The sequence below is a fragment of the Cellulophaga baltica genome (assembly GCF_900102165.1).
Classification (GTDB): Bacteria; Bacteroidota; Bacteroidia; order Flavobacteriales; family Flavobacteriaceae; genus Cellulophaga; species Cellulophaga baltica.
In genome coordinates this window covers 481,097-492,999 of sequence record NZ_FNBD01000002.1, presented here as the reverse complement: position 1 = coordinate 492,999, position 11,903 = coordinate 481,097, and the positions used below count along the sequence as shown (strand labels likewise).

The 11,903-nt window shown below is 35.1% G+C and carries 11 protein-coding genes; 4 read left to right on the top strand and 7 right to left on the bottom strand.

Going from position 1 to position 11,903, the window contains the following annotated elements:
* Positions 1–80: 80 nt before the first annotated feature.
* Together BLQ19_RS05325 and BLQ19_RS05320 are read left to right on the top strand one after the other, a co-directional pair.
* The gene (locus tag BLQ19_RS05325; RefSeq protein ID WP_175444399.1) at positions 81–590 is read left to right on the top strand and encodes a LemA family protein; all 510 of its coding nucleotides are present in this window, start codon (positions 81–83) and stop codon (positions 588–590) included.
* Between the two features lie 229 nt (positions 591–819).
* A complete protein-coding gene (locus tag BLQ19_RS05320; RefSeq protein ID WP_175444398.1) occupies positions 820–1,776 on the top strand; it encodes a DUF3137 domain-containing protein in 957 nt (318 codons plus the stop codon).
* Positions 1,777–2,093: 317 nt separating this feature from the next.
* On the opposite strand, the gene BLQ19_RS05315 is transcribed toward BLQ19_RS05320, so the two are convergent.
* The 5 genes from BLQ19_RS05315 to BLQ19_RS05295 all read right to left on the bottom strand — a co-directional run bounded on the left by BLQ19_RS05315 (position 2,094) and on the right by BLQ19_RS05295 (position 6,790).
* Positions 2,094–2,918 carry a carboxypeptidase-like regulatory domain-containing protein gene (locus BLQ19_RS05315; protein ID WP_074537628.1) on the bottom strand — a complete coding sequence of 275 codons (825 nt, stop codon included), beginning with the start codon at positions 2,916–2,918 and terminating at the stop codon, positions 2,094–2,096.
* Positions 2,919–2,960: 42 nt separating this feature from the next.
* Complete coding sequence (locus tag BLQ19_RS05310; protein WP_074537627.1) at positions 2,961–4,388, bottom strand: S41 family peptidase; 1,428 nt, start codon at positions 4,386–4,388, stop codon at positions 2,961–2,963.
* A 282-nt stretch (positions 4,389–4,670) separates the two neighbouring features.
* The gene (locus tag BLQ19_RS05305; RefSeq protein WP_074537626.1) at positions 4,671–5,321 is read right to left on the bottom strand and encodes a peroxiredoxin-like family protein; all 651 of its coding nucleotides are present in this window, start codon (positions 5,319–5,321) and stop codon (positions 4,671–4,673) included.
* Between the two features lie 274 nt (positions 5,322–5,595).
* Positions 5,596–6,156: a hypothetical protein gene (locus BLQ19_RS05300; RefSeq protein WP_074537625.1), complete on the bottom strand. Its 561-nt coding sequence runs from the start codon at positions 6,154–6,156 to the stop codon at positions 5,596–5,598.
* 16 nt (positions 6,157–6,172) lie between these two features.
* Complete coding sequence (locus tag BLQ19_RS05295; RefSeq protein ID WP_139150200.1) at positions 6,173–6,790, bottom strand: tetratricopeptide repeat protein; 618 nt, start codon at positions 6,788–6,790, stop codon at positions 6,173–6,175.
* Positions 6,791–7,094: 304 nt separating this feature from the next.
* Here BLQ19_RS05295 and BLQ19_RS05290 point away from each other — a divergent pair, with 304 nt between their 5' ends.
* Positions 7,095–9,395 (top strand): DNA topoisomerase 3, encoded by a 2,301-nt coding sequence (locus BLQ19_RS05290; RefSeq protein WP_074537623.1) that lies wholly within the window; start codon positions 7,095–7,097, stop codon positions 9,393–9,395.
* An 81-nt stretch (positions 9,396–9,476) separates the two neighbouring features.
* Positions 9,477–9,677 (top strand): hypothetical protein, encoded by a 201-nt coding sequence (locus BLQ19_RS21205; protein WP_175444397.1) that lies wholly within the window; start codon positions 9,477–9,479, stop codon positions 9,675–9,677.
* A gap of 283 nt (positions 9,678–9,960) precedes the next feature.
* Here the strand turns inward: BLQ19_RS21205 and BLQ19_RS05280 are convergent, their stop codons facing one another.
* Both BLQ19_RS05280 and BLQ19_RS05275 read right to left on the bottom strand, forming a co-directional pair.
* Positions 9,961–10,758, bottom strand: a complete 798-nt coding sequence (locus tag BLQ19_RS05280; RefSeq protein WP_029445304.1) for a hypothetical protein — start codon at positions 10,756–10,758, stop codon at positions 9,961–9,963.
* Positions 10,759–10,938: 180 nt separating this feature from the next.
* Positions 10,939–11,766 carry a hypothetical protein gene (locus BLQ19_RS05275; RefSeq protein ID WP_024479298.1) on the bottom strand — a complete coding sequence of 276 codons (828 nt, stop codon included), beginning with the start codon at positions 11,764–11,766 and terminating at the stop codon, positions 10,939–10,941.
* Between the last annotated feature and the right edge of the window lie 137 nt (positions 11,767–11,903).

Below are 11,903 nucleotides of genomic sequence, written 5' to 3'. Positions count from 1 at the left end.
TGTGTATGTAGGTTATGATCATAATCTTAGAAATATTATTATATTTCTATCGTTACATAATGGATATAAAAAAGTATAGCATGATTTGGATCTATAATAGAATAGTTAAGCATAAAAATCATATTCAATTTTCTAAGCAGAATATAGATGTGCAACTAAAAAAACGCTTTGAGGCTTTGCCCAATATTGCGGCAACGGCTAAAAAATTTATGGCGCATGAAAGTTCTGTGCACACAAAAATTGCACAATTACGAAGTGGTTATAGTGCTGCAAAAGGTTCCGAGAAAGTTGCTTTAGAAAGTGACTTATCAAAATTATTAGGAAACCTATCTATTAGTTTTGAAAACTATCCAGAATTAAAATCTAACGAATCTATTATTCATTTGCAGCGTTCTATCAATGAATTTGCGGAACAAATTTCTGCATCGCAACGCGCTTACAATAATTCTGTCCTTACCTATAATGATGCTGTTTCTACTTTTCCAAGTAATATTATAGCCTCGCTTTTTGGTTTTAAAGAAGAAGTTTATTTAAATATTATAACGAAAGAGGAGCAACGAGAGAACCCAGATATGAATAGTTTATTGTAGCTTTATGAATCAGTTTACAGAACATTTTAACAAAGTAAAAGTCTTAGCAGGTCAAATTTCACCTCCTTCGCGGCTGCGTCTAATTTTACCGTCATTTTTAGTAATTTCTTCACTATTTACATTCATCATATGTCCAATATTTTTTGTGTTGTATGTGCTATTTTTGATTTTCACGGTCGACAGTCATTTTTTATGGGGAGTTACAGAATTTTCTTTTTACTATTTCTTTGTGAGTGCAATTTTAGCAACAATCTTGTTTAAGTCGTATTTAAAATCTAATCAGAACTACAAGAATACAACCGTGCTACGTAGGGAATTTAAGTTAGACATATTACCAAAAATTATTTCTTCTAAATATGATAACTTGAATTATAGGTTTGATGGAATGATAGATGAGAAACACATCTTAGCATCAGATTTTTTTTCGCCCTCTTTTTTGGGCAATTTGAAGAATCGGGGGTTTTTTGGAGATGATCATTTTTCTGGAAAAATAAATGATGTTGATTTTGAATTTTGTGAGCTTTATTATAAGACGGAGGGTATGACCATCACGGGGTGGGCTTTACTTTTTATTGTTATTGCATTGCCATTTGCCTTTCTTCCCGATATAGATATCCCTTTTTTAGAAAGCGATAGTGGGGGAGACTCTTTATTCGAAAGTTCGGGGAGTAGGAGTACATCAAAAAATAACGAGGTTGATAAAACTAAGGTGAATGAAAAAGCATTTTTATATGGTATAAGTACCAACTTCAGAGGGTTTTTCTTGTATGCAGATTTTCATAAACACTTTGAGGGTCAAGTAAACATTAGAACCAAGAAAAAGTTTAATAAGAAAATGTTTGGCGGCAATGATCTAAAAACCATTAGAGTGGAAAATAGTATTGTTACTAAAAAATATACAATTACCGCTACTGATGAGCAGATGGCATACTACATTTTAAGTCCAAAAATTATTGATGCTATTGTGCAGTTAAATCAAAAATTAGGAGAAAAATTATCTTTGACTTTAAAGGATGGGAAGCTATTTTTAATCATGCCTATGAGCAATGATTTATTTGAAAATATTACGGTAGAAAAAGATAAGGTAAAGGTCAATACTTTAGAAGAAATTCAGAAGGACTTGAATATTATAGCCGATTTAATTAGCGAATTAAATTTAAATACGAAAATCTGGTCCAAGGTGTAGTCTAGCTTGTTAGTATCGAGAAGCTTTCTGTGTTCCTAAAGGTTCTCGATACAACGCTTGTTCCGTTGCACTGCACAATCGCCACTCGAACTGACATAGGAGTGGCTTTTATAGGAGAAATGTCACTTCGAGTGAATTATTTTGTAGCGTTAGTGGAAGAATAATTAGTATCGAGAAGCTTTCTGTGTTCCTAAAGGTTCTCGATACAACGTTTGTTCCGTTGCACTTCTCAATCGCCACTCGAACTGACAGCAGGGCTACTCGTATTGATGCACCTGTGCTATATTGTTTTTTTGATAGATGTTAGTATCGTATTTTCAATACTGTACATCAACATTGATCGAGGCAGCTCCATTTAGTTTTTCCCAGGTACCTAAGCTGCTTTCTCTTCGATATCCTTTGCCTTTTGTTAAAATAGCACCTAGATCTACTATTGTTGGAGTTTCGAAATTAGGTATAAATTCAATTCCGATAAAAAAGTCTTGTTCGATATAAATAGCGTCTTTATTTAAATCAATTCGGATCCAACCCGATTCCCTATCTGTAGGTAATTCGTGCACTATGCTTTTTAATATTATTTTTTCACTAGGCTTATTGTCCCTATTCGTATAGAAATTTATTCTTACTATAACATCGGTCACTTCTGATGATTTAAAGACCTTAAAATTAACTGCTTTCACTTTAACTTCCTTGTCCGGAATATTGATGAGTTGGGCAACCTCTATTATATCGTTGTCTCTTGATGCAACACGCATGGATAAAAGTTTGCCGTAAGATTTAACGCCTATTTTTTTATTCTTTATTTTTCCTTTGGAAACAATTACCTCATGGAGTTCAGTAGTTTTAGGCTCCAAAAGAATTTTTTGATCAGAGAAGTTTGTTGCTAAGATTTTTATAGGATGGTAATTTATATGGTTTATGGTAATGCTATCATTCTTAAACTGTTTTGCGACTGTTAAGGAAAATTTACCTTTTGTGTTGGTAATGGTTCCTTGGTTTTTATTCAAGATTCCGATATTGGCATAGGCTATAGGTTCCTGGTTTTGTACATCGAGTATCATTCCCTGCATTACAATTTCTTGGGCAACTAATGGTGCACTTAATAACTGAGTTAGGAGTAGCAGGTAAAAAAGTGATTTCATTTTTTATATTTTAATAACGGGTTCTTATTCATGGTGGCTCTTCTATTCATTTTTAAGCAATGCAAATGCTTTTTCAATGGCCTTATCTCCATTTTTTAATTGATTGGATAGCTCTTGAATAAATTGATCTTCATCTCTAGCATAATCAATTTTTATATCTGGAGGAACACCAACCCCTTCAAAACAATCGCCTTTATAGTTTACTAGAATTTCATTAGACAAGAATAAGTCCCATCCATTCGGTAATTTTTTTTCTAATACATCTGATGTGATTCCCATGGTCCTTGAGCCTATAACTTTGATATTTTCATAGGGCATGGCTGCAATAACTAAAGATTCTGGAGCACTAGAAGTTTGGGGGCTTGTTAGAAAAAATACAGGTTTCTTATATGCTTTTCTTGTGGGTATGATATAATGAGATTGAGCGCTTGTAAAACCGTCAATAGTTTTTGCTTTTTTACTGAATACTTTTTTCTTAGTGTCTATAAAATAGTTCAAAATTTCTAGCGAGACTACATCATATCCGCCGGTATTAAAACGTAAATCTAAGATAATTGCATCTGTATTTTTAAATCGATCCATAATGGAATCCATTTGATATTTGATTCCCTTAACTTCATCTTCTTGATAGCTTGGGTTTTTATTTGAGGCATCTAAATATGCAAATAAAAAGTCATAGTCCGTCAAAGTATCTGGTAGTTTGTAATCTGCGAAGAATATCATATTATTCACTTGAATATAGCCTACGTTATTTGCGGTAACACCATAATTTAGTAAGCCATTACCGCTTAAGCTTTTGCCATATTTAATGGGATTTTCTACATATTTGTGTACTATAGTCTCACTTAATTCTGATATGGAAATATGAGGTATGCCATCATTCTCCTCCTGTATATCCATTAGTTCTTCATGTGCTTTTCTAATAGCATCGTTTGGGATTACAGTAGTATGTTCATCATTTAATTTCCCTGTTATTTCTAGGAAGACGTCATAAAGGTCTTGCTCGTTTGTGAGCGTATCTACTCGGTTGCTGTATTCCGTGTAAATATGCTTCCAGTTCATTTTTCTCTCTTTAAAAAAAGAATAGTTCTCATTTAAAGTATGCCAGAAAACATCAAAATTTAGTTTTAGATTTTTTGATTGAATAGAGTCAGTTATGATTTGTCCTGGTGGTAACTTTTTAATTCTATGCAAATAGTAATGGGTGATACCAAGTTTTAGATGTAAGGAGTCTTTGTGCGTTAGATTAAATTGTCCTAATTGGTTAATATCAGCTCTACTTAATTTTGAATTAACAAGACACGAAATTTTAGAGATGTCATAGGCGCTAACTTCAAGATCGGAAATTTCAATGATTCTTCCATAGCCGTTCATTTCCCAGATTCCGTTAATTGAATTGGTTGTGTCTCTTTGCGAGAAAGCTAAGTGCAATTGAAACAGCGTGATAAATATGCAAAGAAGAATTTTCATTTTTTAAATTTTAAAAACGGGTTCTCATATATTATTCAGAAAGTTCTCGATCCACCGCTTGTTTCGTTGCACTGCACAAACGCCACTCGAACTGACACCGGGGGTACTTTCAAGAATGCTTGTCACTTCGAGTGAATTATTTTGGAGCCTTAGCGGAAGAATAATTAGTATCGAGAAGTTTTCAGTGTTCCTAAAAGTTCTCGATACAACGTTTGTTTCGTTGCACTGCACACACGCCACTTGAACTGACATTGGAAGTACTTACAAGAGGGATAACAGCACTTAAGACAGTTTTTTTAAGGCTTCAAGAATTTCCTCGGGTTCAGCACGTGTTCTATAATCCACATCAACATAACTCCATTGCACTAGTCCATCGGTTCCTACGACAAAGGTGGCGGGTATGGGTAGTATACTTCCATTACCATTGTTTATTTTTTTCAAGTCCAGCTTACGATCTACTTCCATATGGTCTATTAAAAAAGCGGGAACTTCCCAAGCAACACCATAGTGTAAGGCCACGGTTGCATCTTGGTCTGTTAGCACACTAAACCCTAGTGAATTAATTTCATTCGCAGACATGGACTCATCTGGCACTTCTGGACTAATGGCAACTAATGTGGCTCCCAGTGCATGTATCTCATCTAATCTGGCTTGCATAGCCCTAAGTTGTACATTGCAATACGGACACCAACTACCTCGATAAAAAGTAACAACGACAGGACCTTTATCTAGTAAGGTAGCTAAAGAAATTGTTTTTCCCTCAGGATTAGGTAATTCAAAATTAGGTGCCTTTTCGCCAATCTTTATGGCATTTTTACCTTGTTGAAACTCTTTTTCTTTCTTGATAATAGCATCAACTCCCTTCATGAATTCAGGATTGTTCTTTCTTCCTGCGGCAATTTTAGCATCAGTTTGTTCTCTTAATTTTTTCAATGAATATCTTTTTAGGACGTTATTGTCATAGTGAATGACCTATAGCTAATAATTCTATATGCAGCCGTTCATAAATATATAGAGATCATTTTAATTAAGACCTAACTTTATATTTTGTTTAAGTTTTAACGTAGTAATCTTTGATGTTCCCATTCGGTTTTCTGAAAGCTTTTTACGCCATTTTAAACTCATAATTTAAAATCAGCACAGGAGATACCTAGCTATGTCTACTGTTACCACTTTATAGAACCTTCTCTTAGACTGCAAAAGTTAATTACTGTTTTGTATTGGCTTGCTCTTTCCATGCAGCGGTTACCACACTTCCTTTTGAAACTTGGTTCCAAACTTCCTCTAAAGACACGGGGCATTCATATAAAATATATTGGCTAGAATCGTAATTATATTCTTTGGTTACAATTTTATTATCGGAAGCATTTACGCCTGCGTCCCAAAAAATAGGGCAAACTAATTTACCATTAATACTTCTTCCTTTGTAAGCAATTAAAAGTCTAGGTTTATTTTTTCCTGTTAATTCTTTGTCAATATTGGCCCCCATTTCATACATTTCGCAGCTACTTCCAAACGGTCCGTACTCATAGACTTCATAGTCTTCATTAATTTTTATGGAGGCATCGGAACTGCGAATAACTTCAAATTTTGAGGCATGGCCCTTTTCTGTGGTGGGCAGAAAATAACCTTCAACGATGATAAACCTTTCGGCATCATACCTATGTAACCATTCATTAAATGGCGTAAATACAGGAGAGCAAACTGGGCGTTTGGGGGTTGCTCCAAGACAACAAAATAATAGGAAGGCTAATACGGTGGTTTTCATAGTTTTTTAATTTAAGCTATTGATACAATTCGCAGGTTTTTAACTTTCGGGTTAAATCTTTTATGTGATATGCCGTATTTCCAATTCCTTGAAAATTGGCAATAATATAATTTAAATCAGTTTGAGCCTTTTCACATTGGTCATTCCCAAGATAGTTTAATGCTCTGTGCACATACGCGGTAGATAAGATGTCTATATCATCCGTGTTTTCAATAACATAGTTGGTGATGCTAATTCCCTGGTCAAATTCTTTCCGATAGAAGTACGTTAATCCTAAATTTATGGCAGCAATATGATAGGTAGAATCTGAAATTTGGTAGGATTCTCGGTAATATTTTACCGCAGAATCATAGTCGCGTTCTAGGTGACTATTTAAGCCTAAATTACTCAAGGTTGTTGGGTTGTTAGGCTCTAATTCTAGTGCTTTTAAAAAAAATTCATTCCCTTTTTTATAATCTCCATTTTGACTGAAGGTTATTCCTTGGTCGTTTAAATCTCCGGCACTATTGTTTTCAAAATAGTCTCCAGGAATAGACTTATTCTGTTCCGCATTAATGGGCGAATTTTTAGCGTCCTTGCAACTATTTAAGCTGATGATCAATAGGGTGAAAAGCAATAGTTTGTGGAGCATCATTCTAGGTGTAATTTTTTTTGGCCTTGTTGTTTATAAAAATAGGAACTATTTTCTATAGTTGCCTGTAGTTTTTCATATTTAGTTGTCACTTAGATGACTATTTCTTCAAAGAATGCTATAGGTCATACATAAAAAATGTTTCTAGAGTAGGTAGCGTTATGCTAAAGAGGAGCAATAGAGGGTACTGATTTGGTTCTTTCTTGAGCCATGGCAACAATTTTAAAGATAGGGTAGCGGTAACTTCATTTCCATAGGCTATAAGCATGCTATGATCAAGGTATTTTAACTATTTTTGCATTCTGTCATGAAAGTATGTATCGCCGAAAAGCCAAGTGTTGCCCGTGAAATTGCTACTGTAGTAGGAGCAACCAAAAAATGCGATGGCTATTATGAAGGTAACGGCTATGCGGTAACCTATACTTTTGGTCATTTGTGTACCTTATTTGAACCAAATGATTACAAGCCTCATTGGAAAAGTTGGGATCTTAATAACCTCCCCATGCTCCCCGATAAGTTTAAAACCAAGGTGGTAAAAAACTCTGGAATCCAGAAGCAATTTAACATTGTAAAAAAATTATTTGACCAAGCTAGTGTTGTCATTAATTGTGGTGATGCCGGGCAGGAGGGAGAGCTGATACAACGTTGGGTGATAGACCAAGCGGGGTATAAGGGTGAAGTGCAGCGTTTATGGATTTCTTCTTTAACAACAGAGGCTATAAAAGAAGGGTTTGAAAAACTACAACCTTCTGCCCAATACGATAATTTATATTATGCAGGGTTTTCTAGGGCTATAGGCGATTGGCTTTTAGGAATGAATGCCACCCGATTATACACCTTAAAACATGGAGGGTACAAACAAATGCTATCTGTTGGTCGTGTGCAAACACCTACACTGGCGATGTTGGTTAACCGGTTTAAGGAGATTGAAAATTTTAAGCCACAACCGTATTGGGAATTACAAACGCTTTATCGGGAAACCTTATTTAGCTATGAAGAAGGGCGTTTTCTTAAAGTGGAAGACGGAGAAAAGCTTGCAAATATTGTAAAAGAGCACGATTTTGAAATTGTCTCTACCACAAAAAAGGCAGGTAATGAATACGCACCTAAGCTATTTGATTTAACAGGCTTGCAAGTGTATTGCAACACGAAGTTTGGGTTTAGTGCCGATGAAACCTTAAAGATTGTTCAGAAACTATACGAACAAAAAGTAGTGACCTACCCTAGAGTAGATACCACATTTTTACCCAATGATGTATTCCCTAAAGTCCCCGGGATTCTTAAGAAACTGAATAAGTATGCTACTTTAACGCAACCGCTTGATGGGAAGAAATTAAAGAAAACAAAAAAGGTTTTTGATGATAGTAAGGTTACAGATCACCATGCTATTATACCAACAGGCCAGCAAATAAACTTGCAGTATGCCCAGCAACAAGTGTATGATATTATTGTACGCCGGTTCATAGCCGTTTTTTATCCAGATTGTAAAGTCTCTAATACGACGGTACTTGGGAAGGCAGAAAAAGTAATGTTCAAAGCCACTGGAAAAGAAATTTTAGAAAAAGGATGGCGCGTTGTTTTTGAAAACCCGGAGGCAAAAACCACTACGGAAAAAGGCCTATTACCTACTTTTGTAAAGGGAGAAAAAGGCCCGCATGAGCCTTCGTTTTTGGAGAAAGAAACCAAACCACCAAATCAGTTTACGGAAGCAACCTTATTGCGTGCTATGGAAACGGCAGGGAAGCAAGTAGATGATGATGAACTTCGGGAGCTTATGAAAGAAAATGGTATTGGCCGCCCTTCTACACGTGCCAATATTATTGAAACATTATTTAGAAGAAAGTATATAAAACGAAATAAAAAACAGGTACTTCCAACCGTCACCGGTATTCAGTTAATAGACACCATTCAAAACGAAATGCTAAAATCTGCCGAGCTCACCGGTAAATGGGAGAAGCAGTTAAAAGATATAGAAAAAGGGACTTTTAGTGCGGGTAGTTTTATCAAGCAGATGAAGCGAATGGTAGATCATTTGGTGTATGAAGTACGTAGTGAAACAAAAAAGGCGAATATTTCGGCAGTGAATAATAAACCGGCAACAGCTCCTAAGAAAAAGGCGGTAAAGAAACCGGAAGGCTTAACCTCCGAAGCTTGTCCTAAATGTAAAAAGGGAACGATCCGTAAAGGGAAATCAGCTTATGGTTGTTCGGAATTTAATAAAACCTGCGATTTTGTATTGCCCTTTAAATTTGAAGGTAAAACTATTTCAGAAAAACAGTTTATTAGGCTATTTCAAAAAGGATCAACAGTAAATTTAAAAGGGTTTAAAATTAATGATGCTTCGGTAGAAGGCTTACTAAGGTTTGATGAAAATTATAAGCTCAAGTTAGAACCTAAAAAGGGTAAAGTAGCCGTAAAAAGTACTCCGGAAGATAATAGCTGTCCGAAATGCAACAAAGGCACCATTTTAAAAGGGAAGACCGCTTATGGCTGTAGTGAGTATAAAGCAGGTTGCGCTTTTAGATTTAGTTTTGATGACATCCGAGAAAAAGCAAAAGGGCAGCCACTAACCAAAGAGTTGGTCTTTAAAATATTTAGAGAAAACTAAGTGTTTAGGTTTTTAGGAGAAAGTGAAAATAAAAAAAGTGCTAGCTATGGTTCTATCGCACGCTTCTTAAAATAGTTTATAATGCCAAAATTTAATAATCCTAGTATTATTGAAACCGGGAAGAACATTATATTTCCCATGATACCCATGAGTAGTGCTGCGGGGATATTTCGGAAGAATTCTGCTAAAGGTTCTTTAAGTAGCACGGCTAAGAAACACCCTAAAAGTATAATTACCATACAACTTAAAACGGAGAGAAGAATTAGTTTTAATTTTGAGTAGGTCTCATATTTGGAATAATAAAAAAACAAACTGTAAAAAAGAATGCATGCGATAGATATGCCTCCCATTAAGGGGTAGTTTACAGCTTCGGTAAAAGAACTTTTACCGCCTATAAACAAGATTCCGTTTCCGAGAATTAGATTGATTATAAGAATAGCAAATGCTGTTTTTGTTCTAATGTTCTTTAACATGTTCCGTGTGTGGGTGTCATTTTTTTAAGAGTTGCGCGATGTAGGTACTTATTCTTGTCTGACCGGTCACCTATTTTTCTGCAGTTTCCCCATCAATCAGCATCGCCTGTGGTGTGGTTTAGACGCTCTATAAACTTCTCTACATTAAACTTAATATCATCTTCACCTATTTGATCAAAAGGGTTTTCTAGATGCTCTTGAATGTTTTCTAAGCTCACAAGAATCATGGTGAGTAAAATAGGAATTACAAACTCTAAGCCCCAAGACATTTCTTCTGCTTTAAAGGCAAAATAAGGGCCGTAAATAATGGGGAGTATTTTTATGAACAGGGAGCTAAACGCGCGTAAGGTTCTGGGAGTTCTGTATTGGTAAATATGTTTGATAGATTCAAAAGAAACCATCATTTTTTGTAAATATTGATTGGTTCTAGAGCATTCTCCCGCAGATAAACCTTCTTCTCGCAATTCATGTTTTATATACAATGAGAAATCTGAAAAATTATCATAGACCTTTTTTTCGTTCTCTATTAAATTCGATTTTGAATCGGTAAACATGATTCTAAAATTATTGAAGAAATCATAGATTAATGAAGACATTTTGGTCACATTCTCTGGTTTTGGCTGATCAATCCAATCTCTAGACACAAAGTAAATAGCGCGTAAATAGCCTTTGATAGCAGCATATTCTTTCAATGCTGCTTCTCTTCTTTTATAGGCGCCGCCAATAGAAAATACGATAGGAAAAATAATAGAAGTCGCGACTAAAGTAAGTGGGAACTCCGCTTCATATTTGTAATGTATGCAGATCGCGGTAGAAATTACGGCTAAGCCAGAGATGATAACCGTTTGAAGGTTAACAATAAGTAGAAATCTTTTGATGTGGAGTTTCATGGGTTGTGGTTAAATAAAAAGATGCGAAACTATGAAAATTAATGGCATTGGTAGTATACACTAAAGAACGCTTACCATGCTTTTAATGCGAAGATGCTAGTCTTCTCTTTAGCATGTTTTTCAATGTACTTTTTTACGTGTTAGCACTAGAATAAAAAACACTAGCGCGTAGTTGCCCAATTAGTTCTTTTCATTCGTAGAAATGATAATAGTTTCTTCTGGGAAGGAAGCCTGTAGGATTCCATTTTTTTCTTTCGATATAAATTCTGAAGCTGTTTTTTGATACCAGTGCAAACCGTTGCCAATTGTTTTTTCTAAAAATAATACCGTATGTAGTTCCGCAATAAATGTGACAAAATCTGAATGCATATGTTTAAGAAAATGAGCTACATATGCAGTGGAAGTTGTCTGTTTATTAAAATGAAATCTAATTCCCTTTTCTTTACAAACGGTAATGAGCAAACTAGTATTTTCTATGGCTAAAATTAAAAAGGTTTTTGGAACTTCAGGCAAATCAGGTCTATGAAATTTATGAATATCAGGTAGTTTCAGTTTTAAAAGCAGGTAACCATATACATAATTTTCGTAGTCATTTATAAGCGTATATATAGCATCTAGATGTTGTTTGGTTGGAGAATTATAAAAGGTTTTTTCAGCTTCTGACGGAAACCACATCGCGTACGCTGTTTCTTTCTGAGTAAGAAGTTTTTGAAAATCTTCCTGTGCGATCAAAGAAAGGTTTTCAATTTGAAAAGGTTCAATACAGCTTAAACTGCTGTTTACATAGCTATAGTCATTCGCGCTTATGAATAGTGCATTAGGGTGTGTACCGTTTTTTATAAATTTTTTAGCCGCATTAAATTTTCGAGCATCATTCTCATCGTAAAGTAGAAAGAGGCTATACTTTTCTCCTTTTGCTTCAAAGCGTATAGAAATATAAAAAGTACCTTCTTCGTAGAGTTTTGAAAACGAGCCGTGGGAGGTGTATGGTATGAAGTGCGTGTTCATTACCTCTTTTAACTTGGTCTCAATAGCTAACCTGTCAAATACATCTGTTGCAGAAATGCCAGTACTCTGGGTGAATAAACTGCCAAGAAGCTTATGCTCAATATTGGGCAGGCCAAAATCAGATAGGTTATTGTAAT

What these genes read in the sequence shown, in the direction of transcription:
- BLQ19_RS05325 (WP_175444399.1), top strand. Translation starts at nt 81, where the DNA reads ATGATTTGGATCTATAATAGAATAGTTAAGCATAAAAATCATATTCAA.
- BLQ19_RS05315 (WP_074537628.1), bottom strand. Translation starts at nt 2,918, where the DNA reads ATGAAATCACTTTTTTACCTGCTACTCCTAACTCAGTTATTAAGTGCA.
- BLQ19_RS05310 (WP_074537627.1), bottom strand. Translation starts at nt 4,388, where the DNA reads ATGAAAATTCTTCTTTGCATATTTATCACGCTGTTTCAATTGCACTTA.
- BLQ19_RS05300 (WP_074537625.1), bottom strand. Translation starts at nt 6,156, where the DNA reads ATGAAAACCACCGTATTAGCCTTCCTATTATTTTGTTGTCTTGGAGCA.
- BLQ19_RS05295 (WP_139150200.1), bottom strand. Translation starts at nt 6,790, where the DNA reads ATGATGCTCCACAAACTATTGCTTTTCACCCTATTGATCATCAGCTTA.
- BLQ19_RS05290 (WP_074537623.1), top strand. Translation starts at nt 7,095, where the DNA reads ATGAAAGTATGTATCGCCGAAAAGCCAAGTGTTGCCCGTGAAATTGCT.
- BLQ19_RS21205 (WP_175444397.1), top strand. Translation starts at nt 9,477, where the DNA reads ATGCCAAAATTTAATAATCCTAGTATTATTGAAACCGGGAAGAACATT.
- BLQ19_RS05280 (WP_029445304.1), bottom strand. Translation starts at nt 10,758, where the DNA reads ATGAAACTCCACATCAAAAGATTTCTACTTATTGTTAACCTTCAAACG.
- BLQ19_RS05275 (WP_024479298.1), bottom strand. Translation starts at nt 11,766, where the DNA reads ATGAACACGCACTTCATACCATACACCTCCCACGGCTCGTTTTCAAAA.